The organism is Streptomyces sp. NPDC101118 (genome assembly GCF_044759445.1).
GTDB lineage: Bacteria > Actinomycetota > Actinomycetes > Streptomycetales > Streptomycetaceae > Streptomyces.
In genome coordinates this window covers 56,499-81,851 of record NZ_JBIVZG010000018.1, presented here as the reverse complement: position 1 = coordinate 81,851, position 25,353 = coordinate 56,499, and the positions used below count along the sequence as shown (strand labels likewise).

Genomic DNA, 25,353 nt, shown 5'->3' with positions numbered 1-25,353 from the left:
GGCGCGAGGGCCGGGGCGCCGGCGGGGGCTGGGAACGCGCAGCCAAATCCAGCCCCGCCAGCGTTTGAGGCGCGAGGGCCGGGGCGCCGGCGGGGGCTGGGAACGCGCAGCGAAATCCAGCCTCGCCGGCGTTTGAGGCGCGGGGGTCGGGGCGGAGCCCCGGGGCCTCAGCCCTCCCGGCGCTTGGGGGCCGAGCCCCCAGGGGTCCGGGGCATGCCCCGGTGAACGGGAGAAGGGCGGGGTGGGGTGTTGCCCCGCAGGGAAGGCGGAGCCACCGGCCCCGCAACAACGGGCGGCGACGACCCCGCACCGCCCCGCAGGGAACCGGCTAGCGCCCGCGGTACAGCAGGCGGCCGCCCAGCACCGTGGCCACACACGTACCGGCACCGCGCGCCAGCAGCGCCCCCTCGTCCTCGGCGTCGAAGACGGCGAAGTCCGCCGGCCCGCCCACCACGAGCGGGGCGGCGACGGCGGAGGCAAGCGAGCCGAGGCCCGAAAGGGGGTCGAGGTCCGGCACCGCGCCGGGCGCATCCGGCACCGCACCGAACGCGTCCAGCGCGTCCGGCACATCCGGCCCAGCAGGCGCAGCACCGGCATCCGGCGCATCGGCGACAGCAAGGGCAGCGGCATCACCCGCAGCCACAACCACCCGCATCCCCAGCCGCGCCACCGGCGCCCCCAGCAGCGCGTCGCCCGCCGGCACGGCCACCGCGGTGGTCCCGTACCGGAGCATCTGCTGCAGACCCCGCCGCACGCTCCCGCCCATCCGGGACGCGTCCGGCGCCAGCCGGGAGGTCTCCTCGGGCGGCAGCGGCTCCGTACCCAGCAGCTCGGCCTCCCGCGGGTCCGGGAAGTAGCAGTGCCGCAGCAGCCACCCGGCCCGCGGCTGCCGCAGACCCGGCGTGATCACGCCGGGCCACTCCCGTATCCGGGCCGTCGGGTACGCCTCGGCCAGCTCGGCCTGCGGCCCGACGGCCACCAGACGGTCGCCCTCGGCCAGCACCGCCCCGTCGGGCACGGGCGCGGCTCCCACCGGCAGCACCAGCGGTGCCGCGTGCAGCGTACGCACCGCCCGACCGCCTCAGTTCGCGTTCGCGTCGAGGAGCTTCAGCTCCGGGTGGGCCGTGCCGCCCTCGATGGCCGTGGACGAGATGTGGGAGACCACGCGGTGGTCGACCGGGTCGTCCGCCGGGTCGGTGTGGACCACGATGTGCTCGTACGTGGTGGCGCGCTGGGCCGGCACCCGCCCGGCCTTGCGGATCAGGTCGATGATCTCCTGGCGGTTCGAGCGGTGCTTGGCACCGGCCGAGGAGACGACGTTCTCCTCCAGCATGATCGAACCGAGGTCGTCGGCGCCGTAGTGCAGCGCCAGCTGCCCGGCCTCCTTGCCGACGGTCAGCCAGGAGCCCTGGATGTGCGCGATGTTGTCCAGGTACAGCCGCGCGATGGCGATCATCCGCAGGTACTCGAAGACGGTGGCCTGCGTCCGGCCCTTCAGGTGGTTGTTCTCGGGCTGGTACGTGTACGGGATGAAGGCCCGGAAGCCACCGGTCCGGTCCTGCACGTCACGGATCATGCGCATGTGCTCGATGCGCTCGGCGTTCGTCTCGCCCGTGCCCATCAGCATGGTCGAGGTGGACTCGACGCCCAGGCCGTGGGCGATCTCCATGATCTCCAGCCAGCGCTCGCCGGACTCCTTCAGCGGCGCGATCGCCTTGCGCGGCCGCTCCGGCAGGAGTTCGGCGCCGGCACCCGCGAAGGAGTCCAGGCCCGCGGCGTGGATCCGCTTGATGGCCTCCTCGGCGGAGACCCCGGAGATCCGGGCCATGTGCTCGACCTCGGACGCGCCGAGGGAGTGGATGACCAGCTGCGGGAACGCCTTCTTGATCGCGGAGAAGTGCTCCTCGTAGTACTCCACGCCGTAGTCCGGGTGGTGCCCGCCCTGGAACATGATCTGCGTGCCGCCCAGTTCGACGGTCTCCGCGCAGCGGCGCAGGATGTCGTCGAGGTCGCGGGACCAGCCCTTCTTCGTGTCCTTGGGGGCCGCGTAGAAGGCGCAGAACTTGCAGGCCGTTACACAGACGTTGGTGTAGTTGATGTTCCGCTCGATGATGTACGTCGCGATGTGCTCCGTACCGGCGTAGCGGCGGCGGCGCACGGCATCGGCCGCCTGGCCCAGCGCGTGCAGCGGGGCGTGCCGGTAGAGGTCCAGCGCCTCCTCGGCGGAGATCCGGCCCCCCTCGGCGGCGCGATCGAGGACAGACTGGAGAGCGGCCTGGTCGGTCACCGGTGCCTCACCTTTCGGCGGTGTCAAGGGGTTCGGACCGATCCAGCCTACGCCAGCCCGCTCATGGCTCTCGGGTCAGGTCGCCCTCCGGCTTCCCGGCGGCGGCGTCGCCCGACGCGTAGTGCAGCGTGCCGTTCGCGTTGAGGGTGAAGCGTTCGTTCGAGGAGCCGTCGGCGCAGATCCCGGGGTGGGGGTTGGTGCCGCCCGCGGTGTCGAGGACGAGGGAGCGGTCGGTGGCCGAGGCGAGCTTCCACTCTCCGCTGCAGTCGTACTCCGTGCCGAGCAGGTCGAGCACCGACTTGTCCCGGCCGACGACCTGCCCGACCTTCCCCGCGCTGATGGTGATCTGGAAGTCCACGGGCACACCGAAGTTCTTGGTCGTCACCCTGCCCTTCCAGGTGCCGGTGAGGGCCTCGGGGACGGAGTCGCGGCGTCCGGCGTCCTGGCCCGGCCCGCCGGTCGGCGGGGTCGCGGCGGCCGAGACGCTGGGGCCGGTCTTGCCGCCGCCGGTCTCGTTCGCGCTGTCCTTCCCCTTGGCGCTGCCGGGGAACAGGTCGGTCAGGAAGTACCCGCCCACCGTCACCGCCGCCAGCGCGCCCGCGACCGCTAGGGCCACCGTGCAGCTGGCCCGCCGGCCGGCCCGGGCGGTCACCGTGAAGCGGGTGCCGCGCTCGGCCTCGCGCGGGGCGGGGATGCCCGGCACGGGACCGCCGGTGACGGGCCCGCCGTGGCCGTGGGTGCCGGAGGTGTAGGGGTTGCCGGTGCCGGTCCCGTACGAGGCGTGGGCGGCGTACGGCTCACCCTTGCCGTACGAGGGGTCCGGCGGCCCGAAGCCCCCGGCCCCGTACCCGGCCGGCACCGCGCCGGACCCGTACCCAGCCGGCACCGCGCCGGACCCGTACCCGGTCGGCACCGAGCCGCTCCCGGCGGTGTCCGGCACCGCATCGGCCACCGGGACCACGTCGGCCGGCAAGCCGGCGCCGGCGGAACCGGAACCGGAGCCGGAGCCGGCCCCCGCACCCGCACCCGTGTCGGCCTCCAGGTCCAGCAGCCGCACCGCCGACCGGGAGATCTCCTCGACCAGCACCGGCGGCAGCCAGCCGGGACCCACCGCGGCGGCCGCCCCCTGCGGGGCCAGCACGGCGGCGATCCGCGCCGGGGCGGGCCTGTCGGAAGGATTCTTCGCCAGACAGGCCGCGGCCAGCTCGCGCAGCTCGCCCGCCGGCACCCGCTCCAGGTCCGGCTCCTCGTGCACCACCTTGTAGAGGAGCGTGGCCGAGTTGTCCCCGCTGTACGGCGGGTGCCCGGACGCCGCGAACGCCAGCACCGCGCCCAGGGAGAAGACGTCCGCCGCGGCCGTGGTGCCCTTGCCCACGATCTGCTCGGGCGACATGTAGCCGGGCGAGCCGATCGACACCCCGGTGGAGGTCAGCGAGGCGGTGCCGTCCGTGGCCCGCGCGATCCCGAAGTCGATCAGCCGCGGCCCGTCGAGGGTCAGCATCACGTTGGAGGGCTTCACGTCCCGGTGGACGAGGCCCAGCGCGTGCACCGCCGCCAGCGCCTCCGCGAGGGCCGCGCCCAGCGCCCGTACCGGGGCCTCCGGCAGGGGACCGTGCGCCGCGACGGCCCGGTCAAGGGAGGGCCCGGCGACGTACCCGGTGGCCACCCACGGAACGGAGGCGTCCGGGTCGGCGTCCAGCACCGGGGCGGTCCACTCGCCGCCCACCCGGCGCGCGGCCTCCACCTCGCGCCGGAACCGCGCCCGGAACTCGTCGTCCATCGCGAAGTGCGGGTGGACGCTCTTGATCGCGACCGTCCGGCCGCCCGCGCTGCGGCCGAGGTAGACGCGCCCCATCCCGCCCGCACCCAGCCTGCCGAGCAGCCGGTACGCACCGATGGTCCGCGGATCCCCCGCGTCGAGCGGATGCATGGGCGCCTCCCTGCCGGTCCCCCGTGAAGTCCGGGCCTCGTGGCCCGGTGTCGCCAGCACCCTAGCCGCGTACGGAAGTTCTCGGGCGGCCGAACCGGTGAACCGGAAGGGAGGGCGAATTCCGGCCGCTTCCCGGGCCCGCTCCCCGCACCCGTGCCGGACCGATCTACGCGACCGATCCACGCCGTCGGCGGAATTCACGACGACCGCCGCTCGGCATCCGTGACCACCTCCGGCCGACCACTCCGGCGGGAACGCCAATCACGGCGCGTCCACGACAATCGCGAGAAGCGCGCGGACGCCCCTTTGAACGGGGTGCGGAATCCCCGGGCGGATTCTCCGGAAATTCATCAGGAATTACGCCAAGGACTCCACGAAGAGGCTCCTCCCGGACATACCGGACGGTATGCGAGGCGCCACCAGGTGCGCGCGGCCGACTCCGGACCTCAGGGGGCGAGCAGCTCCACGCGGGCGTCGCCGGCCCCCGTACGCCGCGCGAACTCCTTCACGCCGGCGAGCTGCTCGGGGCCGAAGCGGAAGTCGAGGGTGGTGAAGTACCGCTCCAGCAGCTCGGCGTCGAAGGCCTCCCAGCGGGCGGCCTGCTCGGCCACCTTGGTGACCTCTTCGAGGGAGAGGTCACGGGAGGCGAGGAAGGCCTCGTGGACCTTGCGCACCACCAGCGGCTCGCGCTCCAGGTAGTCCTTGCGGGCGGCCCATACGGCGAAGACGAAGGGCAGCCCGGTCCAGTCCTTCCACATGAGCCCCAGGTCGTGGACGGTGAGGCCGAGCCGGGGCGCGTCGTGGAGGGAGGCGCGCAGGGCGGCGTCCCCGATCAGCACGGCCGCGTCGGCCTCCTGCATCATCAGCCCCAGGTCGGGCGGGCAGGTGTAGTAGTCGGGCCGTACGCCGAACTGCTCGGCCAGCAGCAGCTGCGCCAGCCGAACGGACGTGCGGGACGTGGATCCCAGTGCGACGCGGGCGCCGTCCAGGTGCTCCAGAGGCACCTGGGACACGATCACGCAGGACATCACGGGCCCGTCGCACCCGACGGCGAGGTCGGGGAAGGCCACCAGCCGGTCGGCGTTCTTGAGGAACTCGACGAGCGTGATCGGAGCGATGTCCAGCTCCCCCGCCACCAGGCGCTCGCTGAGCTTCTCGGGGGTGTCCTTCGTCAGCTCCAGGTCCAGCAGCGTGCCGGTCCTGGCCAGGCCCCAGTAGAGCGGCAGGCAGTTCAGGAACTGAATGTGGCCGACCCGGGGCCGGCTGCGATTGGCGTCCACATCGCGAGACTAGCCGCCGCCCTCACGTCAGCCTCTTGGAGGGGTGTCAAACGTCCGGGTGACGTGATCTTTCCCTCTACCCCTCTGCACACTCTGCGTGCTAGGCTCGACGCAAGTTGCAGTTTGGTTTCCCTTGCAGTACAAAGCCTGCGGATCATGTAACCCGCGGGCTTTTGTAGTTTTCAGACTTCTTAGCAGGTTCTGGAGCAGGGCAACCCTTTGGCCCAAGGAGGGCTTATGGCTACCGGAACCGTGAAGTGGTTCAACGCTGAAAAGGGCTTCGGCTTCATCGCCCAGGACGGCGGCGGCCCGGATGTCTTCGTCCACTACTCCGCGATCAACGCGACTGGCTTCCGCTCCCTCGAGGAGAACCAGACCGTTAACTTCGACGTCACGCAGGGCCCCAAGGGTCCGCAGGCCGAGAACGTGACCGTGGCCTAAGTTGCCCGGCCCGACCGGATCGCGGTCGGATAGCAGTACCCAAGGGGCCCCGCCCTCGCGCAAGCGAGGACGGGGCCCCTGCCTTTGCCCTCCGGGGGTTCGCCTCAGGAGCAGGGCCTGTGGCCAGGCGTCGTGGGGCTGCTCCCGCCAGCCCTCGGGGCGGACGGGAGCACGGACGCGGTACTGCTCAGCCGCTCCCCACGACGGTCGCGATCTCACGGAAGCGGGCGTCCACGGCCTGCACGGCGCGCGAGAACTCCTCGTAGCCGGCCAGCTCCCTCAGGGACTTCTCCGCCAGCCCGCACTCGATGGCATCCCGCACGCGGAGATCCTCGAAGTACTCGGAGATCACGTCGTCGTAGCCTTCGGCACAGGCTTCGACGAAGCGCTTCCACGACGTCAGGTGCCGCAGGGCTGAATCCCCTCCGCCGCGCCCTGCGGCGATCTGCGCCTGTTCGTACCGCCGCAGAAAATCCGCTCCTACGGCCAAGGTCACCACCTCCTGAGGGAAACGCCGCTGCCGATCGGGGCAGTCCACAAAAGCGGTGGCGAGCTACGGTACTACCCCGGCGGCACGACCGCTCACGGGACATCCTCAGCCGTCGGCTCCGGGTGGACGACCATCAAGGCGCTTGGCTAGGCCGGGCCCGGAACGGCGGGAGCCCCGCACCCCCGATCGGGGTGCGGGGCTCCCGCCGTTGTGCCGTGTCCTACGGGTTGGCCGGCTCCGGGGTGGTGGATTCCGGCTTCGGGTCGACCTTGAGCTCCAGGACCAGTTCCACGCCCTCGGCCGTGGTCAGGCGGAGGTGGTAGGTGCCGGGCTCGACGCCCTCCGGGAGGTAGATCTCCGGGAGGAGGATGCGGCCGTTCTCGTCCGTCGGGGCCAGCTCCAGGGAGCGGACCCGCTTGACCTCGCCCCCGGCGGCGTCGGTGCTCTTGAAGAACGGGCCCGACTCCGCGGTGACCCACTTGCCGTCCGCGTCCTTCACGACCATGGCGGCCGTCAGCTTCGTACCGGCCAGGGCCTGGTCCTTGGCGGTGGCCTGGATGCTCACGCTCTGCGCGAAGCGCTCCTGGCCGGCCGTGGCGACCAGCGCCTTGTCCGCGTCCTCGCCGACCCGGGTCAGCTTGTCCGCGACCGGCTTCGGCTTCGGGGTCACCGCGCCCTGGAACCTCACCGTGAACTCGCGGGTCCCGTACAGGGTCGCGCGCAGCGTGAAGGCCCCGGCCTTGTCGCCGGCCTTCTCGCCCGCCGTGAGGACGGGGGCGGTGGCGATGCCGTCGGCGTTCGTGCGGACCACCACGTGGGTCTTGCCGCCGGCGAAGACGGTTCCGGAGGTGTCGCCCTCGATCTCGAAGAGCACGACCTCGCGGACCGCCGGCTTGTTGTCGCTGAGGCGCGCCTTGACCTGCGGCGTCACGCCGAACTGCGTACCGGCCTCGGCCGTGATCCGCTCCTCGCCCAGGCGGTCCAGGCCGGCCACCGTCGCCGTGGGCGGCTTCGGCTTGGGGTCCGGCTTGGGCTTGGGGTCCGGCTTCGGCTTCTCCGGCGTGGTCGGGGTGTGCGGGTTCGGCCGCGGGCCCGGGGAGGGGGTGATCGGCGTCGGCGTGGGCGCCGGCGGGACGTTCACGACGGGCGGGTTGGGGATGCCGACCCCGCCCTTCTGGTACTGCCGCATCCAGCTGAGCACGGTGTTCACGTACTCGCGGGAGTTGTTGTAGCTCAGTACCGCCTTGTCGAGGTCCTGCGCACGCGCCAGGTCACGGTCGCCGGCGCAGAGGTAGAGGCCGGCGCCGAGCGCGGCGTCGTAGATGTTGTTGGGGTCGCGCGTGCCGTCGGCGTTGCCGTCGGCGCCCCAGGAGGCCCAGGTCGAGGGGATGAACTGGAGCGGCCCGACGGCGCGGTCGTACTCCGTGTCCCCGTCGAACAGGCCCTTGTCCGTGTCGGTGATGCGCGCGAAGCCGTTGCCGTCCAGACGGGGGCCGCGGATCGGCTTGGTGGTCGCGCCGTCCGTCTTCAGGCCGTAGCCCGAGGCGTGTACGGACTCCACGCGCCCGATTCCGGCCACGAGCTCCCACGGGAGGTGGCAGTTCGGCAGCGCGGCGGCCACGGAGGTGGCGGCGCGCTTGTACGCGTCGAGGGCGGTTCCGGGTATGCCGGTGCTGCCCTGCGGCGCGCCGGCGGGCGGCGGCGGGTCGGTGACCAGGTCGGGCAGGTCGAGGCGGGCGTTGCCACGGTCCTGCGCCTGCGGGCTGTCGGGGGTCGGTGCGGACTCCCCGGCATCGGCAGTCGGCGGGTTTCCCACGACCGCGGCAGTGGTCAGGCTGGCCGCGAGCGCGGCGGTGCACAGCACCTTGCGCGACGTACTGATGACATGACGGCGTAGAGGCTTCACAGTGCGGCGTTCCCCCCAAGGCGTGCGGGCCGATTCAGCCGTGAATATGGACTGTCTATCAGGTCTCGCAGGACGACTCGCCGTCCCCCCTCACCTTTATGACGCCCTGTTCACCTGTCCGACGCCTGCCCTGAAGGGCAGCCGTTCGGCCTGCATACGGACTAGCCGTGACGGGCTGGACAATTGGGACCTATGGCCATGCCTGGCATGCACCAAAGGCCCGGGTATGTGCCGCCGGAGGCTCTCTAGACTCGAGTGGGGGTCGACCGACCCTGCCTGCCGAAAGGAATCCCGAAGTCATGGCCAAGAAGGACGACCTGCGACGCGAGGCGCGCGAGCGGCTGAAGGCCGAGCGCGAGGCCGAGGTGCGCAGGGCCCGGCTGCGCGGCCGTCTCGTCGTCGGCGGCTCGGTCGTCGCGGTCCTCGCCCTCGCCGTCGGGGTCGGGGTGTACGCCGCCGGCGCTCCCGGCAATTCCGGCGAATCGGAAGCGGGTGACAAGCCGTTCGTCCGGCCGGCGAACACCTCCGGCAAGGACGGCGCGGTCGTCCCGTACGGCAGGGCGGACGCGAAGCACACCCTCACGATGTGGCTGGACCCGCGCTGCCCCTACTGCGCGGGCGCCGAGCAGGGCCTCGGGAAGACCTTCAAGGAGCAGGCGGACGCGGGCACGTACCGGATCGAGTACCGCTTTGCGACCTTCCTGGACGGCGCCCTCGGGGGCAAGGGCTCGAAGCGGGCGCTGAACGCGCTGGGCGCGGCGGTCAACGAGAGCCCCGAGAAGTTCATGGACTACCTCCAGGTGCTGTACGCGAACCACCCGGCGGAGGAGAAGGACGACAAGTTCGGCTCCACCGCGACGCTGCTGGAGCTGGCGGACCAGGTCCCCGGGCTGCGCACGCCCGCCTTCAACAAGGCCGTGAAGGAGCTGACGTACATGCCGTGGGTCGACAAGGTCGGCCAGGCCTTCTACGAGAGCGGCGAGAAGGGCACGCCTGCGGTGTACCTGGACGGCAGGAAGCTGGAGGTCTCGTCGGGCGACGGGATCAAGTCGATCACGGTGGACGCCTGGCGGAAGCTGGTGGGCGACACGCTCAAGTCCTGACGGGGGAAACCGGGTTCAGCGGGCGCGCGCCCCTGACGTGGGGTCAGGGGCGGGTCAGGGTCGGTTGGGGGGATTCCCGGTGGGCCGGGGCGTGGTCGGGCGGCCAGTCTGGACGGCATGGAGACCACAGCCGAGAAGCGCTCGTCCACCGCCCGTCGTGTGGCCGCGGGAACCGCCGCGGTCGCGCTCACCGCGGCCGCCGTCGCCGTGGCGGCCGCACCCGCGATGGCAGCACCCGCGGCGCCGCCCGTCGCGGCTGTGCCCGTGGCGGCGGTGCCCTCAGCGGCACCCGTGTACGACTTCGGCGACTGCCCGGCGATCCCGGCCGGGGTCGACGCGAGCAGCTGGAAGTGCGAGGTGCTCACGGCGACGGGCGCGCTGGACCTCGGGAGCCGGCGGATACCGGAGCTCGCGCCGATGACCGTCACCCATGCCGAGGGGCCGATGCCGGACGGGAGCCGGGGACAGGTCTGGGGTGCGCTGCGCGGCGGGCCCACGGAGGTCCCGGGCGGGCTCCTGGACCGCACGGGGGAGGCCGGTCACCCGCTGTTCTCGCTGTCCCTCCAGCCGGAGTACGGCGGCCGGTCCGACTTCTACTCCGTCGGCAGCAGCATGGGGCTGTTCACCCTGCGCTTCCGCGTCCGGAGTCCGCTGCTGCCGCGGGACTGCGTGATAGGCGGCGGCGACGGGCCGCTGGAGATACGCCTGCAGCGCGTGGGCGGTTCCCGGTGGCTGTCGCGGAACCCTCCGGTCATCGCCTTCGAGGCGAAGGACGACACCTTCACCGCCCCGGCCGCCGAGGGCTGCGGCCCGCTGGGCCGGCTGGTGAACAGGCGCCTGGGTCTGCCCGCGGCGACCGGGAACTCGCTCACCTTCTCCGCGACCTACACCTTCAAGACGTACGACCGGCTCCCGCCGCGCTGAGGCCCCCGGCGACGGCCCTCCGCGGCTCTCCTTCCCGGGGGGATGAAGTCCCGGGGTACCTTCGGGGGTCGCCACAGGGGAGGACCACGTCATGACGCATCCGCTCGCCTTCGCCGACGCCTTCCGGGACCGGTCCGGCCGGCGGCAGGCCTGGGGGCTCGGGCTGCTGTCCCTCGCGTTCCTGAGCTGGCTCTGGCTCGCGTACCGGCTGTTCGTCCCGTACGAGGCGGTCTACGACCGGGAGGACGTCGAGTGCCCCGCGCGCGTCGCCCTGGACCGGACCGACCTGGGCCCGGGTCCGGCCGAGGCCTGCCGGCTGCAGCGCGACACGACGGAACTCCTGGGCGTCCTGGTCGTCTCGCTCCCCTTCGCCGTCACCGGGACCGTCCTCTACACCTCGGGCGGCACGGCCGTGAGGCTGAGCGCACACCTCATGGAGCTGGAACGGCTCAAGGACGTGGCGCGCCGGAGGTGACCGGCCGGATGTGACCGGCCGGCGCGGTCGGCCGGGCGCGGTCGGGCGGAGGCGTGCCCCGGAGGCCTCTCACCCCTTCCCCTCCCCGTACAGGGCGGCGATCTCGCCCGCGTAGCGGGTGGCGATCGCCGGGCGGCGAAGCTTCAGGGTCGGGGTCAAGGTGCCGTCGGCGATCGTGAAGTCGTCCCGCAGGATGTGGAAGGCGCGGATGCGGGAGGGGCGCGAGAGGCCCTCGTTCGCCGTGGCCACCGCCTCCTCGACCAGGGCGCGGACCGCCGGGTGGGCCGACGGGTCGGGGCCCGGGTCCACGCCCTCCCGGGCCGCCCAGGCCGCGACCTCCTCCGGGTCCAGGGTGATCAGGGCCACCGGGTACGGGCGGCGGTCGCCGATCATGACGGCCCGCGAGACCCAGCGGGAGCGCTGGACCGCGAACTCCGCCTCCGAGGGCGTGAGGTTCTTGCCGGCGGAGGTGATGATCAGCTCCTTCTTGCGGCCCGTGATGCGCAGGAAGCCGTCCTCGTCCAGTTCGCCCAGGTCCCCCGTCCGCAGCCATCCCTCGGCGTCCAGCGCCTCCGCCGTCGCCGCCGGGTTCGCGTGGTAGCCCGGGAACACCATCGGGCCCCGCGCCAGCACCTCCCCGTCCGCCTCGATCCGCACCTCGCAGCCCGCCACCGGGCGCCCCACCGTCCCGTACCGCACCGCTCCGGGATGGTTCAGGGAGATCACGCCCCCCGACTCCGTCATCCCGTACCCCTCGAACACCCGGATCCCGCAGGCCCGCAGGAAGTCCAGCGTGGCCGGGGCGATCGGCGCCCCGCCCGTGAGCGCCCAGCGCAGCCGGCCGCCGAAGGCCGCCCGGACCAGGGAGTAGAGGGACTCCTCGGCGGCCCGCCACGCCTCGCGGGAGGACTCTGGCAGGCGCCCCTCCGCCTCCAGTACGCCCAGCCGCACCGCCTCCTCGAAGCGTGCCCGGCCGCCCTCCCGGGCCTCCGCCAGGCCCAGCACCACGGAGTGCAGCTTCTCGAACAGTCTTGGCACGGAGGGGAGATGGGTCGGCCGGGCCTCCGTCAGCTCGGCCACCACGTCCTCGATCCGCCCGCCGTAGTAGCACAGCTCCCCGCCCTCCAGCAGGGTGGTGAACTGGATCAGCTGCGCGAGGAGATGGGCCAGCGGGAGGTAGAGGTAGGTGGAGTCGCCCGGCCCGCCGGCGACCAGCGGGAGCGTGGCGTCCTGCACCGCGCCGAGGTTGCCGTGCGTGAGGCGGCAGCCCTTGGGCAGGCCGGTCGTGCCGGAGGTGTAGACGATGGCGGCGTCGTCCCCCGGCCGCACCGCCGCCGCCCGCGCCGCCAGTTCGCCGGCGGACGCCAGCGGCAGGCGCTCCCCCATCAGCATCACGTCCCGCAGCCGCGGCAGCTTCGCGCGGAGTGCGGTCACCCGGTCCGCCTGCGCCACGTCCTCGCAGACCACCGCCACGGCCTCGGAGTCGCCCAGCACCCAGGCCAGTTCCTCCTCCCCGGCCGTGGGGTAGACGGGCACCAGCACCGCGCCGGCCGCCAGCACGGCGAAGTGCGTGTACGTCCACTCGGGCCGGGTCTCCGCCAGCACCGCCACCCGCTCCCCCGGAGCCACGCCGAGGCCGGCCAGACCCCGGCCCAGCTCCCTTACGGTGTCGCGCAGTCCGGCGTAGGAGAGCGTCCGCCACTCCCCGTCGCGCCGGAACCGCAGGGCGGTCTCCGTCCCGTACCGCTCCGCCGTCCACTCGGTGAACACCGCCAGCGTCTCCGGCCGGTCAGCAGTCATGGCCCGTCCTCCCCGTCCGCGCGTCCGAGGACACCGACGCTAGGCAGCCGCACCGCCGGAGCGGCATGACCGGAAGCGTCAGCCCCGCTGACCCCAGCGCTCATCGGGGCTACCGTCGGAGCATGGGGAGGCGGACGATCACCGTGCACCACGTGCGGGCCGTGCTCGCGGGCGCGCGCCGCAGCGGCATCGAGACCGTGCCGCTGCTCCAGGCGGCGCAGATCCCGCCGCTGCTGCTCTCCGACGACCGGGCGCGCGTGACGGCCACGCAGTTCGCCCGGCTGTTCCGGGGCCTGTACCGCGAGACGCAGGACGAGTTCCTGGGCCTGGGCGGCACGCCGAGCCGGCCCGGCACCTTCGCGATGATGTGCCACGCCTCCCTCGGCTGCCGGGACCTGGGCGCGGCGATCCGGCGCGGGGTCGCCTTCTACGGGCTGTTCCCGGGCGGCCCCGACCTCAGCCTCGACGTCACCGGGGACGAGGCGCGGCTGGCGGTGCGCAACGACTTCGCCTGGGACGGCGAGCGGTTCCTGACGGAGTGCGTGCTGGCCATCTGGCACCGGCTGTGCTGCTTCATGGTGGGCCGCCGCATCCCGCTCGCGTACACGGAGTTCGCGTACCCGCGGCCGCCCCACGGGGACGAGTACGAGGTGCTCTTCGACTGCCCGGTGCGCTTCGGCCGGCCGCGTACGGGTGCGGTCTTCGACGCGCACTGGCTGACCGCGCCGCTGGTGCGCGACGAGGCCGAGCTGGACGCGCTGCTGCGCCGCGCGCCGTTCGACCTGCTGGGCCGGCCGGAGTACGGGACCACGGTGGCGGAGCAGGTACGCCGGCTCCTCACGCAGGAGCTGCGGAGCTCGCCGCGGCTGCCGGCGCTGGGCGAGGTGGCCGGACGGCTGGCGGTGAGCCCGGCGACGCTGCGGCGCCGGCTCCAGGGCGAGGAGACCTCGTTCCAGCAGCTCAAGGACCAGGTGCGGCGGGACGCGGCGATCGCCGGGCTGGTGGAGAGCGGCGAGCCGATCGCGGAGCTGGCGGCGCGGCTGGGCTTCTCCGAGGACACCGCGTTCCACCGCGCCTTCCGCCGCTGGACGGGTACGACGCCGGGCGCCTACCGGATGGCCTCCGGGAGCGGCCCGGAGGCCCCCGCGGGCGGAGCTACCGCCGCCGCCCCGGCACCGCCGCCAGCAGCAGGCTGACCAGCAGGATCAGCACGGCCAGGGCGGCGAGGCCGACGGCGCCGACGTGCACCCAGGTGAGCCAGGCGGCCGGTGCTCCGTAGGCGCGGCCGAAGAGGGCACGGGCCTCGCCCTTGAAGGTCAGGGCGGAGCCGCTGTCGTCGATCTGGTCGCGGTAGGCGTAGAGGGTGCCGGTGCGCTCCCGGCCGTCGGCGGTCCACTTCGTGCCCTTGCAGGCACTGGTGGTGCGGCCCGAGCCGATGGTCTCCGTGCCACAGGTGGTGGGGAGTTCGAGGGTCACCGGCTTGCCGAAGGCGTACGCGGCGCCCCAGCCGGCCGGCTGCTGCGAGGCGCTGCCGATGAGGAAGAAGACGGCGGCCGCGATCACCACCAGGACCAGGCTGAGCGTGGCCCGCCCCTTCAGCTTCTCTCCGCGTACCGACACGACGGCCCCCAAACAGGCGTGGAAGAGCTCGATCGGGAGGCATGAACACGCCAATCGAGTGGCGCGTTTCTACCGCACCCGGCACCCGCCCCACAAGCGCTGCGACCCCCGGCCAGGAAAGCTGAGCTGCCGGGTCAGCGCCATCCCGACCGGTCGGTCACTACCGTGCCCACACCTACCCCCACACGGGACCGTTGGGAGAGCCGCCCATGCGCATCCGCAACACCGCCCTCACCGCCGCCGTCGTCCTGGCCCTGTCGGCCGCCGTCCCCGCCGGCACCGCCGCCGCCTCGGACGTCGCCCAGGAGAACGCGGCGGGCACCGCACAGGAGACCACGGCCGACACCGCCCAGGAGACCGCCGGCACGCCGGGCGACCTGGTCGGCGCCGCCCCCTCCGCCTTCCACCCGCTGCCCGGCCAGTGGACCGACACGAAGGCCTGGAAGATCCACTACCGCTCGACCACCGCCGACGGCGCCCCCAACGTCGTCTCCGGCACCGTCATCGTCCCCCAGGACGGCCGTACGGGCCCCCGCCCCCTCGTCACGTACGCCGTCGGCACCGTCGGCATGGGCGACTCCTGCGCGCCGAGCAACAACCTCCCGTACGGCACCGCGATGGAGGCCAACCTGATCCAGCAGCTCACCCTGCGCGGCTGGGCCGTGGTCGTCACCGACTACGAGGGGCTCGGCACCCCCGGCGACCACACGTACACCGTCGGCCCCTCGGCCGGCCACGCCATGCTCGACGCGGCCCGCGCCGCGCAGCGGCTGACCGCGGCGGGCCTGTCGAAGGACGGGCCGGTCGGCATCATGGGCTACTCGCAGGGCGGGCAGGCCGCCTCCTGGGCCGCCGAACTGCACGGCTCGTACGCGCCCGAGCTCAAGGTGAAGGGCACGGCCACCGGCGGCGTCCCGGCCGACCTGCTCAAGGTCGCGGACTTCAACAACGGCGGCTACGGTTCGGGCCTGATCTTCATGGCGGCGGCCGGACAGGACGCGGCCTTCCCCGAGCTGCGGCTCGACTCGTACCTCAACCCGGCCGGCAGGGCGCTGGTCGGCTTCTTCAAGGAGAACTGCGTCGCGATCGACTCGGTGGCCGGCGCCTTCAAGAGGATCTCGGACCTCACCACCTCCAACCCCCTCGACCAACAGGACTGGCAGGCCCGCCTGAACCAGTCGAAGCTCGGCCGCACCGCCCCCGCGGCGCCCGTGTACCAGTACCACGCCCTGGGCGACGAGCTGATCCCCTACTCGGTGGGCAGGCAGCTGCGCACCGAGTGGTGCGCGAAGGGCGCGAACGTGCACTGGGAGACCATCTGGGTCGGTGAGCACGTCAGCGGCGTGATCACCGAGGCCGTCGAGGCGGGGAACTGGCTGGCCGACCGCTTCGCGGGCCGCGCGGCCGGCGACAACTGCTGACACCGGTACGGCTCTTCCGCCCCCGGTACGCGACGTCCGCCCCGCCGGTCACTCGCCGGCGGGGCAGGACCGCGTCCCGTGGGGCAGGGAGCCGTCGACCAGGAACGCGTTGACCCGCTCGCGCACGCACGGCGAGGCCCGGTAGGCCACGTGGCCCTCGCCCTTGTGGTCCAGCACCACGGTCCGGCCCAGCCGGGCGGCCGTCTCCTCGGTCCAGCGGTACGGGGTGGCCGGGTCGCCCCGGGTGCCGACGAGCAGCAGCGGCGGGCCGGCCGTGCGGCGCAGTTCGCGGACGAAGTCGGTGCCCGCGGGGCGGCCGTAGCAGGACAGCACCGTGGAGAGCTGCCCGGGCCCGAAGACCGGCGAGGCCTTCCGGAACTCCGCCTCCAGCGCCCTCATGTCCGCCAGCACCCGCCCCGCGCCGCCGGCGCCTACCCGGTCGGGGTCGTCGGCGCAGTTCACGGCGATCAGGGCGGCCGCGAAGTTGTCGGGCGGAACGCCGTACGCGTCGACGGACCCGCGCTGCATCCGGGCCCACGGGAAGGCACCGGGCTCGGGCCGCCCGGGCTCGGGCCGCCCCGGCTCCTGGCCCGGCCCCGTCTCCTCGCCCGGCGCCGTCTCCTCACCCGGCACCGTCTCCTCGCTCGGTTCCGGTTCCGGTTCCGGATCCGGCTGCGGCTCCGGCCCGATGGGGCCGCCCAGCAGCAGCAGCCCGGTCGGGTCCCGGTCGGCCTCGGCCATCCGCAGCGCGTCCGCCAGCCGCGGCCAGTCGTCCTTGGAGTACAGCCCGAGTGCGATGGCCCAGGCCGCGTCCTGGCCGGTCACGTACGAACCGTCGTAGCCGACCAGCGGTTCCGCGTCGAGGCGCCGGACCAGGGCGGGCACCCGCTCCTTGGCGGTGCGGGCGTTGGTCCCGTACACGCAGTGGTTCTGGTGGGTGCACCAGGTCAGGAAGTTGTCCAGCGCCTGCTGCTGGCCCTGCGCGGTGGCCAGGGCCTGCTCGGCGAGGGGTTCGGTGAGCGTGTCGACGCCGTCGAGCACCATCCGGCCGGTGGTGTCCGGGAAGAGCGTCGCGTAGACGGCGCCGATCCGGGTGCCGTACGAGAAGCCGAGGTAGTCGAGCTTCCGCTCGCCCAGCACCTCGCGCAGCACGTCCAGGTCCCGCGCGACATTGACCGTGCCGATGTACGGCAGGACCGGTCCCGAATTGGCCCGGCACTCCTTCCACACCGTGCGGAGGGACTCCACCCGGGCCACGTCGGTGTCGCCCACCCCCGCCCCGTCCAGCGCGCCGCCGCAGCTGACGGGTTCGCTGCGGCCCACCCCGCGCGGGTCGAAGGCCACCAGGTCGTACGCCTCGCCCAGGTCCGCGAACTCCCGGACGTGTTCGCCGAGCAGGGCCACCCCGGGGGCGCCGGGGCCGCCGAAGTTGAAGACCAGGGTGCCCCGGCGGGCCTTCCCGGTGGCGGGGATGCGGGATACGGCCAGGTCGACGGTGCCCTTGGCGGGGTCGGCGTGGTCGAGCGGGACGGTGAGCGTGCCGCAGCGCATCTCGGCGGGGCCCTGCTCGGGGCACTCGGCCCAGGCGATCTCCTGCCGGCGGAAGCGGTCCGGGCCCTCGTCGTCCGCGGCGGCACCCGGGCCCGGCGCCGCGCCGAGTGCTCCCGCCGCCAGCGCGGCGGCGAGGAGGAGGACCAGTCGAGGCCGGTGCTGCATGGCACCTCCCAGGGTGTGCCCGCCCCCGGACCACCATACGGGTGACGCCCGCACCCCGCCCGGCCACGCCGGGGCACCCACCCCCGAGGGCTCCCTCAGCGCCGGTACAGCGCGTCGATCTCCTTCTCGAAGGCCCGCCCGATCGCCGCCCGCCGCAGCTTCAGGGAGGGCGTCAGGCAGCCGTTCTGCTCCGTGAAGTCCACCGGCAGCACAGTGAAGCGGCGGATCGACTCGGCCTGCGAGACCAGCTTGTTCGCCTCGTCCACGGCCCGCTGGAGGTCGGCGCGCAGCTCCTCGTCGTGCACCAGCTCCCCCAGCCGCACGTGCTGCTTCTTCCGCATCTGCCGCCAGTGCTGCAGCCCGTCGGGCTCCAGCGTGATGAGCGCGGTGATGTACGGGCGGTTGTCGCCGACCACCATGCACTGGCCGACCAGCGGGTGGGCGCGCAGCCAGTCCTCCAGCGGGGCCGGGGCCACGTTCTTGCCGCCGGAGGTGATCAGGAGGTCCTTCTTGCGGCCGGTGATGCTGAGGTAGCCGTCCGCGTCGAGCTCCCCGATGTCCCCGGTGGGGAACCAGTGCTCGCGGTCGGTGGCCGGTACGACGGTGTGGGTCGCGGAGTCCCAGTAGCCCCCGAAGACGTGCCCGCCGCGCAGCAGCACCTCGCCGTCCGCCGCGATGCGCACGGCGGTGCCGGGCAGCGGCCAGCCGACCGTGCCCAGACGGGGCCTGAGGGGCGGGGTGACGGTGCTCGCGCCGCAGGTCTCGGTCAGCCCGTACCCCTCGAAGACCTCCACGCCGGCGCCGCCGAAGAACGCGGCGAGGCGGGGGCCGAGGGGGGAGCCGCCGCTGATGACGTACCGGACGCGACCGCCGAGGGCGGCCCGTATCCGCCGGTAGACCAGCGGGTCGTACAGGGCGTGGGCGGCGCGCAGGCCGAGGCCGGGGCGGCCGCCCTCGCCGAACCGCCGGGCGATCCGGGCGGCCCGGTCGAAGGAGGCGGCACGGCCCATCTTCTCGGCGGTGGCACGGCCGGTGTTGTAGACCTTCTCCAGCACGTACGGGATGGCCAGCAGGAAGGTCGGCCGGAACCCGGCGAGGTCGGCGAGGAGCTCCTCCGTCTGGATGCTGGGGGCGTGGCCGAGCTTCACGCGGGCGCGCATGCAGCCGATGGCGACCATCCGGCCGAAGACGTGGGACAGGGGCAGGAAGAGCAGGGTCGAGGCGGGGTCCTTGCTGACCGACTTGAAGACGGGGTGCAGCAGCTCGACGGCGTTGTCGACCTCGGCGAAGAAGTTGCCGTGGGTGATCACGCAGCCCTTGGGGGTGCCGGTGGTGCCCGAGGTGTAGATCAGGGTGGCCACGGACTCGGGAGTGGTGTGCGCGCGGCGCGCGAGGACGGCCACGTCGGGTACGGCCCGGCCGGCGCGGACCAGCTGCGCGATGGCCCCGGTGTCGAACTCCCACAGGTGGGTGAGGCCGGGCAGCTGGGAGCGTTCGCCGCTGATCAGCCTGGCCTGGCCGGTGTCCTCGACGACGCAGGCCACGGCGCCGGAGTCCTGGATGATCCAGCGGGCCTGGAGGGCGGAGGAGGTCGGGTAGATCGGCACCGTGATCAGGCCGGCGGCCCAGGCGGCGAAGTCGAGGAGGGTCCACTCGTACGTCGTACGCGCCATGATCGCGAGGCGGTCGCCCCACTCCAGGCCCTGGGCGATGAGGCCCTTGGCCACGGCGAGCACCTCGGCCGCGAACTCGGCGGCGGGCACGTCCTGCCAGCTGCCGTCGGGCTGCTTGCGCGCGAGTACGGGCGCCTGCGGGGCCTCGGCCGCGTTGAGGAACGGGATGTCGCCGAGGGACCCGCTCTGCGGCGGGGCGGCCAGCGGCGGCACGTACACCTCCCGGACCACCCGCTCGACCACGGTCTTGACCGGCTCGACCAGCAATTCGGACACGGGTACTCCTCGGCACGTGGGGAGGTGTTACCGCCGGTAATTTACTCCCGGGTACATCCCCTGCCCAGCCCCCGCGCACACCTCCCGCGAACCCTTCCCGGACACCCGCGACCCCCACCGAACCCCTCCACACCACCTGCACCACCCGCCCCGATCGTCAAGTCACGTCTTCTCGCGACATGACCCGGGCCCCCCGGATCGGGCCCACTGGAGGTGTCCCCGCAACCCCTTCAGGAAGGACACCCCATGACCCCCTCCCACACCGACCGCACCCCCACCAGCCGCACCCGGCGCCGGTTCGGGCTCAGGACCGGACTGGTCTCGGCAGCCCTGGTCGCCGGCGGCGTACTCCTCCCCACCAGCGCCTTCGCAGCCCCGGCCCCGGCCGGCACGACGAGCGCGGTCGTGACACACCACGACGACCACCATCACGGCAAGCACCACCATCACCACAAGAAGCACCACCACCACAAGAAGCACCACAAGCACCACCACCACAAGCACGACCACCACAAGCACGACCCCTGGGTCATCCAGCCCCACCATCCCGGCGATGACACCAAGGTCTGCGCCACGGTCTACCCGCCTCCCCCCGGCTGCTGAGACACGCACGAAGCCCCCGTCCGGACACGGACGGGGGCTTCGTGGAGCGGCGACGGGATCAGGCGGTGGCCGGGACCCCGGCCTTCGACTCGGCGCCGTCGGCCGCCGGGGCGTCGACCGGGGAGGCCGAGGCCCGCGCGTACGCCTCCTTGTCGAGGATCCCCTCGCGAGCCGCGACGACGACCGGCACCAGCGCCTGACCTGCGACGTTCGTCGCGGTCCGCATCATGTCCAGGATCGGGTCGATGGCCAGCAGCAGGCCGACGCCTTCCAGCGGGAGGCCGAGCGTGGAGAGGGTCAGGGTCAGCATGACCGTGGCGCCGGTGAGGCCGGCGGTGGCGGCGGAGCCGACCACCGACACGAAGGCGATCAGCAGGTAGTCGCCGACGTTCAGCGGCACGTCGAAGATCTGCGCGATGAAGATCGCGGCCAGCGCCGGGTAGATGGCGGCGCAGCCGTCCATCTTGGTGGTGGCGCCGAACGGGACGGCGAAGGAGGTGTACTCCTTCGGCACGCCGAGCCGCTCGGTGACCTTCTGGGTGACCGGCATGGTGCCGACCGAGGAGCGCGACACGAAGGCCAGCTGGATGGCGGGCCAGGCGCCCTTGAAGAACTGGAGCGGGTTGACCTTGGCGACGGTCGCGAGCAGCAGCGGGTAGACGCCGAACAGCACGAGCGCGCAGCCGATGTAGACATCGGCGGTGAAGGTCGCGTACTTGCCGATCAGGTCCCAGCCGTAGTCGGCGATGGCGTAGCCGATGAGGCCGACGGTGCCGAGCGGGGCGAGCCGGATGACCCACCACAGCGCCTTCTGGAGGAGCTCCAGGACGGACTCGGCCAGGCTCAGGATCGGCGCGGCCTTCTCGCCCAGCTGGAGGGCGGCGATGCCGGCGACGGCAGCCATGAAGACGATCTGCAGGACGTTCAGCTCGGTGAACGGGGTGATCACGTCGCTCGGCACGATGCCGGTGAGGAAGTCGATCCAGGAGCCGGTGTGCTTCGGCAGCGCGCCGTCCTTCGGCGTCAGACCGGTGCCGGCGCCGGGGTTGGTGAGCAGGCCGATGGCGAGGCCGATGGCCACCGCGATCAGCGAGGTGATCATGAACCAGAGCAGGGTGCGCGACGCGAGCCGGGCCGCGTTGTTCACCTTCCGCAGGTTGGTGATCGACACCAGGATCGCGAAGAAGACGAGCGGCGCGACGGCCAGCTTCAGCAGCTGGACGAAGATGTCGCCGACCTTCTCCAGGGTCGTGTAGAGCCAGCCGATGTCCTGGCTGCGGGCCAGCCAGCCCAGCAGGACGCCGAGCACCAGACCGGCGACGATCTGGACCCAGAACGGGACTTTCGATGCGGTCTTGGAGATCGCTGACAACGGACACACTCCGACTACTGCTACTGACGGTTTTGGCTCGGTAAAGCTAACACCTGAACTTTGAGATCCTCAAAGGCTCACTTTCAGACAGTTGATGATCGAACAACCTCGCATAGGCTCCATCCCGTCCCAACTCCCCCCGGAGAACGACAAAACCCCGCCGCCGAGGAGGTGACTCCTCGGCGGCGGGGTGCGTCGAGCGTGTGACGTAACTTACGGGCCTCTTACGGGCCCTCGTGCGGGCCCCGGCGGCTACGAGCCCGCGCGGGCGGCGTCGTCGGCCGCGTCCTCCTGGCTGCGGTTCGCGGCGAGCCGGTCCTTGGCACCCTCGACCCGGCCGCTGATCTGCACGGACATCTCGTCACGCTGCTTGCGCAGCAGCACGAAGGACAGCGGCGCGGAGATCACCAGCGCCAGCAGCACGACCCACATCAGGTTGGAGTCGCCGAGGCCGGCGGGCAGCACGCGGAGCCGGACGAGACCCCACACGGCGAAGAAGCACCCGACGAAGATGCCAAGCCGCATCGCGGTGTATCGGGCGGCGGCACTCGGCTTCAGGGCCACGGCGAGCCTTCTCTCTCTGACGTACGGGGGGTCGTGCCCGTCCAGTGAAGCATGCCGCGTCTACGGACAAGTCCGGCGGGGGTCCCCGGCCGGAACCAGCCGCAGCGCGGCGAGGGGCACCTTCAGCGCCGCCTTCCGGTGCCGGTCCCACAGCACCGCGGTCCCGCCGGCATCCCCGACCAGCAGGTACGCCCGCCGGGGGTCCAGCACCCCGCCCTCGACGGGCACCTGCGCGACCGGCCGCACCGTACCGGCACACACCCACTCGGGCTCGACGCCGTAGTACGGCGCCGGGGTCCGTCCCGCCTCGGCCGCGGCCCGCGCCTCGCGTGCGGCTTCGGCGGCGGGCTCGACGAGCGCCTGCACGGACAGCACCGCGGTGTACACCGCCAGGCCCGTGAACGCAGCGATGCCGAGGCGCCGCCCCCGGGCCAGCAGGTGCACATGACGGGCGTACCCGAGGACCGCCGGGGCCAGCAGCCACATACCCACCGCGGAGGCGATCCGCAGCGTCGCGAGCTGCACGTCGACCATCGGCACCGACACGTCCTCCAGCTCCACCCCGAACGCGCCGAGGTAGACGGCCGGAAGCGAGAGCCCGACGGCCGGCAGCACGCCCGGCACGAAGGGCAGCAGTGCCGGCAGCAGCCAGGGCACCACCCGCCAGGGGCCGGACTGACGCACCAGGAGGTAGATACCGACGGCGATCAGGTAGCCCAGGCAGACCGCGAAGAGCGCCCGCCCTGCCCACCGCTGGTCACGCGTCAGAAGCACCAGGCCGCAGGACACGGCGGCCAGCCCCCCGGCGCTCGCCCAACCCACCGCGAGCGCCCGGAGCGGGGCGACGTCGCGCCGCGTGACCTGGTGGATGAACGCCCAGCCCAGCACGGTGACTCCAACGAGCAGAACCGCCACCAGCGCGGCCAGGTACTCGGCCCGGGCGATCGCGGCACCTGCCCCGGCCCCTAAGGCCACTGCCCCCACCCCCGGGATCTGCAGCCGGCGCCACGGCAGGCGTCCGGGCTCCCGCCGCCCACGCCGCCCGCCCTCCACGCCCGCATCCAGGAACGCCGGCCGCACCCGGGCACCGCTCACCGCACGCGGCACACCCGGCAGCGGGCGGGCCGCCAGCGCCTGCGCGGGCCCTTCGGCCGCGGCCCGCACCTGACGCCCGGTGTCCGCCACACCCAGCAGCCGCACCAGGGCACGAAGCATGACGGGAAAGGCCCGCACGGCCTCGCGCACGCCGCTCACCGCATCCAGGTCGGGCAGCTCCGTACGCTCGGCGCCGTTCCACCGCTGCCGCGCCTCCGGCACCCGCGCCACCAGGTCCACCGCCTCGACCACCAGCGCGAGCCCGAGGTCGTCGGCCAGTTCCTCCAGCCGGTGCCGCGCACCCGTGACCGCCCGGAACGACGACCCCGGGAACCGCAGCTCGACCGTGTACCAGCCGAGCCGGTCCACGATCGCCGACACCGGGCCGGCCCGCTTCTCCAGGACCGGCCAGCCGCGCGCCGCCAGCGCCTCCTCGAAGAGGTCGCTGTCGGTCGTCGTGCCCCGCAACTCCACCAGCGCCACGGCCCGCTGGTCCCACCCCGTCCCCGCCCACGTCCCCGTCATCCCCGGGGCATACCCACCCGCCCGAAACGGCAACGGCTACAACAGCGGCAGGAGCATCGTGATGTCGTCCCGGTCGTCGCCCGGGGCCACCCGGATCGCGGACGGCACGCGGCCGACCTCCTTGTAGCCGCAGGCGGCGTAGAAGCGCTCCAGGTCCATGCCCCCGCGGCAGGTGAGCCGGATCGCCTCGATGCCCCCGACCGTGCGGGCCGCCTCGGCGGCGGCCGCCAGCAGGTCGCGGCCGTAGCCCCTGCCCTGGTGGCGGGGGTGGACCATCACCGTGTAGAGCCACAGCCAGTGCGTCATCAGCCGGTGGCTGTTCAGGGTCAGGAAGGCGGTGGCGGCGACCCGGCCGTCCTCGTCGTGGCCGACCAGCAGCCGGGCGCCGCCGTCCGCGAGCTGGGCCAGCTGCCGCACGAGCTGCGGGCGGATGTCGTCCGGCGCGACCGGCGGGACGAAGCCGACGGCGCCGCCCGCGTTGGTGACGTCCGTCCACAGGTCGAGGATGCCCTGGTGGAGCGCGGGGTCGACCTTCGGATCCAGCGTGAACGTAAGGGTCATACCGCGAGCCTATCCATTACCGCTGACAGCGCGCGAGCAGCGAAGGGCCCCGTCCCGGATCGCGGAACGGGGCCCTTCCCGAAGCATGGGCCGGAGCCCGGGCGACGTCAGACGCGCATCGGCTGCGGCGACTCCCGCAGCGAGGCGTCCGGACCCGGGTACTCGCGGATGATCTCGTACCGGGTGTTGCGCTCGACCGGGCGGAAGCCGGCCTCGCGGATCAGGTCCAGCAGGTCGTCACGCGTCAGCTTGTTCGGCGTGCCGTAGTTGTCGGCGTCGTGCGTGATCTTGTACTCGACCACCGAGCCGTCCATGTCGTCCGCGCCGTGCTGGAGAGCCAGCTGGGCGGTCTGCACGCCGTGCATCACCCAGAAGACCTTCACGTGCGGCACGTTGTCGAACAGCAGGCGCGAGACCGCGAAGGTCTTCAGCGCCTCCGCGCCCGTGGCCATCGTCGTCCGCGCCTGGAGCGTGTTGCGGACCTTGCCGTCCTTCATGTCCACGAAGTCGTGCTGGTAGCGCAGCGGGATGAAGACCTGGAAGCCGCCGGTCTCGTCCTGGAGCTCGCGCAGCCGCAGCACGTGGTCCACGCGGTGGCGCGGCTCCTCGATGTGCCCGTAGAGCATCGTGCACGGGGTCTTCAGACCCTTCTCGTGCGCGAGGCGGTGGATGCGCGACCAGTCCTCCCAGTGGGTCCGGTGGTCGACGATGTGCTGGCGGACCTCCCAGTCGAAGATCTCCGCGCCGCCGCCGGTCAGCGACTCCAGGCCCGCATCGATCAGCTCGTCCAGGATCTCGCTCGCGCTCAGCCCCGAGATCGTCTCGAAGTGGTGGATCTCGGTGGCGGTGAAGGCCTTCAGCGAGACGTTCGGCAGCGCCTCCTTCAGGGCCTTCAGTGAGCGCGGGTAGTAGCGCCACGGCAGGTTCGGGTGCAGGCCGTTGACCACGTGCAGCTCGGTGAGGTTGTCGTTCTCCATGGCCTTGGCCAGGCGGACGGCCTCCTCGATGCGCATGGTGTACGCGTCCTTCTCGCCCGGCTTGCGCTGGAACGAGCAGTACGCGCACGAGGCCGTGCACACGTTGGTCATGTTGAGGTGGCGGTTCACGTTGAAGTGCACGACGTCGCCGTTCTTGCGCGTGCGCACCTCGTGGGCGAGCCCGCCGAGCCAGGCCAGGTCGTCCGACTCGTAGAGGGCGATGCCGTCCTCACGCGTCAGCCGCTCGCCGGAGCGGACCTTCTCCTCCAGCTCGCGCTTGAGCCCAGCATCCATGCTGCGGTCGCCTCCTCTAT

22 protein-coding genes are annotated in these 25,353 nt (G+C 72.8%); 7 read left to right on the top strand and 15 right to left on the bottom strand.

The features are described from left to right. Nucleotides 1–328: 328 nt before the first annotated feature. From ACIQUQ_RS26100 to ACIQUQ_RS26085, 4 genes are all read right to left on the bottom strand, one after another. Complete coding sequence (locus ACIQUQ_RS26100; protein ID WP_403980291.1) at nucleotides 329–1,069, bottom strand: imidazolonepropionase-like domain-containing protein; 741 nt, start codon at nucleotides 1,067–1,069, stop codon at nucleotides 329–331. A gap of 12 nt (nucleotides 1,070–1,081) precedes the next feature. Further along, nucleotides 1,082–2,287, bottom strand: coding sequence for a cyclic dehypoxanthinyl futalosine synthase (mqnC, locus tag ACIQUQ_RS26095; protein ID WP_403980288.1), 1,206 nt, complete (start codon nucleotides 2,285–2,287; stop codon nucleotides 1,082–1,084). 61 nt (nucleotides 2,288–2,348) lie between these two features. Further along, on the bottom strand, nucleotides 2,349–4,217 hold the full coding sequence (locus ACIQUQ_RS26090; protein WP_403980286.1) for a serine/threonine-protein kinase: 1,869 nt from the start codon (nucleotides 4,215–4,217) through the stop codon (nucleotides 2,349–2,351). 446 nt (nucleotides 4,218–4,663) lie between these two features. After that, nucleotides 4,664–5,497, bottom strand: a complete 834-nt coding sequence (locus ACIQUQ_RS26085; RefSeq protein ID WP_403980284.1) for a menaquinone biosynthetic enzyme MqnA/MqnD family protein — start codon at nucleotides 5,495–5,497, stop codon at nucleotides 4,664–4,666. A 237-nt stretch (nucleotides 5,498–5,734) separates the two neighbouring features. Here ACIQUQ_RS26085 and ACIQUQ_RS26080 point away from each other — a divergent pair, with 237 nt between their 5' ends. Further along, nucleotides 5,735–5,938: a cold-shock protein gene (locus tag ACIQUQ_RS26080; protein ID WP_399945801.1), complete on the top strand. Its 204-nt coding sequence runs from the start codon at nucleotides 5,735–5,737 to the stop codon at nucleotides 5,936–5,938. A gap of 187 nt (nucleotides 5,939–6,125) precedes the next feature. Here ACIQUQ_RS26080 and ACIQUQ_RS26075 read toward each other — a convergent pair whose 3' ends face one another. After that, the gene (locus tag ACIQUQ_RS26075) at nucleotides 6,126–6,428 is read right to left on the bottom strand and encodes a hypothetical protein (protein WP_403980281.1); all 303 of its coding nucleotides are present in this window, start codon (nucleotides 6,426–6,428) and stop codon (nucleotides 6,126–6,128) included. 220 nt (nucleotides 6,429–6,648) lie between these two features. Further along, on the bottom strand, nucleotides 6,649–8,334 hold the full coding sequence (locus ACIQUQ_RS26070) for a lytic transglycosylase domain-containing protein (RefSeq protein ID WP_403980279.1): 1,686 nt from the start codon (nucleotides 8,332–8,334) through the stop codon (nucleotides 6,649–6,651). Nucleotides 8,335–8,633: 299 nt separating this feature from the next. Between ACIQUQ_RS26070 and ACIQUQ_RS26065 the strand changes: the two genes are divergently transcribed. The 3 genes from ACIQUQ_RS26065 to ACIQUQ_RS26055 all read left to right on the top strand — a co-directional run bounded on the left by ACIQUQ_RS26065 (nucleotide 8,634) and on the right by ACIQUQ_RS26055 (nucleotide 10,836). Continuing rightward, on the top strand, nucleotides 8,634–9,437 hold the full coding sequence (locus ACIQUQ_RS26065) for a thioredoxin domain-containing protein (protein ID WP_403980276.1): 804 nt from the start codon (nucleotides 8,634–8,636) through the stop codon (nucleotides 9,435–9,437). A 117-nt stretch (nucleotides 9,438–9,554) separates the two neighbouring features. Beyond that, nucleotides 9,555–10,361: a hypothetical protein gene (locus ACIQUQ_RS26060; protein ID WP_403980274.1), complete on the top strand. Its 807-nt coding sequence runs from the start codon at nucleotides 9,555–9,557 to the stop codon at nucleotides 10,359–10,361. Nucleotides 10,362–10,452: 91 nt separating this feature from the next. Further along, nucleotides 10,453–10,836 (top strand): hypothetical protein, encoded by a 384-nt coding sequence (locus ACIQUQ_RS26055; protein ID WP_403980271.1) that lies wholly within the window; start codon nucleotides 10,453–10,455, stop codon nucleotides 10,834–10,836. Nucleotides 10,837–10,905: 69 nt separating this feature from the next. Here the strand turns inward: ACIQUQ_RS26055 and ACIQUQ_RS26050 are convergent, their stop codons facing one another. After that, entirely contained in the window at nucleotides 10,906–12,636 is a 1,731-nt protein-coding gene (locus tag ACIQUQ_RS26050; RefSeq protein WP_403980269.1) for an AMP-dependent synthetase/ligase, read from the bottom strand. A 122-nt stretch (nucleotides 12,637–12,758) separates the two neighbouring features. Here ACIQUQ_RS26050 and ACIQUQ_RS26045 point away from each other — a divergent pair, with 122 nt between their 5' ends. Beyond that, nucleotides 12,759–13,832: an AraC family transcriptional regulator gene (locus tag ACIQUQ_RS26045; protein WP_403980265.1), complete on the top strand. Its 1,074-nt coding sequence runs from the start codon at nucleotides 12,759–12,761 to the stop codon at nucleotides 13,830–13,832. Here ACIQUQ_RS26045 and ACIQUQ_RS26040 read toward each other — a convergent pair. Next, nucleotides 13,792–14,256 (bottom strand): hypothetical protein, encoded by a 465-nt coding sequence (locus ACIQUQ_RS26040; RefSeq protein WP_403980262.1) that lies wholly within the window; start codon nucleotides 14,254–14,256, stop codon nucleotides 13,792–13,794. The genes ACIQUQ_RS26045 and ACIQUQ_RS26040 overlap by 41 nt on opposite strands. 209 nt (nucleotides 14,257–14,465) lie before the next feature. On the opposite strand from ACIQUQ_RS26040, the gene ACIQUQ_RS26035 reads away from it, so the two are divergent. Next, nucleotides 14,466–15,677 carry a lipase family protein gene (locus ACIQUQ_RS26035; protein WP_403980260.1) on the top strand — a complete coding sequence of 404 codons (1,212 nt, stop codon included), beginning with the start codon at nucleotides 14,466–14,468 and terminating at the stop codon, nucleotides 15,675–15,677. Between the two features lie 48 nt (nucleotides 15,678–15,725). Here the strand turns inward: ACIQUQ_RS26035 and ACIQUQ_RS26030 are convergent, their stop codons facing one another. Together ACIQUQ_RS26030 and ACIQUQ_RS26025 are read right to left on the bottom strand one after the other, a co-directional pair. After that, complete coding sequence (locus ACIQUQ_RS26030; RefSeq protein ID WP_403980258.1) at nucleotides 15,726–17,393, bottom strand: alpha/beta hydrolase; 1,668 nt, start codon at nucleotides 17,391–17,393, stop codon at nucleotides 15,726–15,728. Nucleotides 17,394–17,488: 95 nt separating this feature from the next. Beyond that, entirely contained in the window at nucleotides 17,489–19,342 is a 1,854-nt protein-coding gene (locus tag ACIQUQ_RS26025) for an AMP-dependent synthetase/ligase (protein ID WP_403980256.1), read from the bottom strand. Nucleotides 19,343–19,588: 246 nt separating this feature from the next. Between ACIQUQ_RS26025 and ACIQUQ_RS26020 the strand changes: the two genes are divergently transcribed. Beyond that, nucleotides 19,589–19,945 (top strand): hypothetical protein, encoded by a 357-nt coding sequence (locus tag ACIQUQ_RS26020; RefSeq protein WP_403980253.1) that lies wholly within the window; start codon nucleotides 19,589–19,591, stop codon nucleotides 19,943–19,945. 58 nt (nucleotides 19,946–20,003) lie between these two features. On the opposite strand, the gene ACIQUQ_RS26015 is transcribed toward ACIQUQ_RS26020, so the two are convergent. The 5 genes from ACIQUQ_RS26015 to mqnE form a co-directional block, all read right to left on the bottom strand. After that, complete coding sequence (locus ACIQUQ_RS26015) at nucleotides 20,004–21,326, bottom strand: dicarboxylate/amino acid:cation symporter (RefSeq protein ID WP_403980251.1); 1,323 nt, start codon at nucleotides 21,324–21,326, stop codon at nucleotides 20,004–20,006. 243 nt (nucleotides 21,327–21,569) lie between these two features. Then, a complete protein-coding gene (locus ACIQUQ_RS26010; protein WP_403980248.1) occupies nucleotides 21,570–21,842 on the bottom strand; it encodes a DUF4229 domain-containing protein in 273 nt (90 codons plus the stop codon). 99 nt (nucleotides 21,843–21,941) lie between these two features. Next, entirely contained in the window at nucleotides 21,942–23,501 is a 1,560-nt protein-coding gene (locus ACIQUQ_RS26005) for a hypothetical protein (protein ID WP_403980246.1), read from the bottom strand. A gap of 36 nt (nucleotides 23,502–23,537) precedes the next feature. Beyond that, nucleotides 23,538–24,062 (bottom strand): GNAT family N-acetyltransferase, encoded by a 525-nt coding sequence (locus tag ACIQUQ_RS26000; RefSeq protein ID WP_403980244.1) that lies wholly within the window; start codon nucleotides 24,060–24,062, stop codon nucleotides 23,538–23,540. 107 nt (nucleotides 24,063–24,169) lie between these two features. Continuing rightward, nucleotides 24,170–25,333: an aminofutalosine synthase MqnE gene (mqnE, locus tag ACIQUQ_RS25995; RefSeq protein WP_403980242.1), complete on the bottom strand. Its 1,164-nt coding sequence runs from the start codon at nucleotides 25,331–25,333 to the stop codon at nucleotides 24,170–24,172. Between the last annotated feature and the right edge of the window lie 20 nt (nucleotides 25,334–25,353).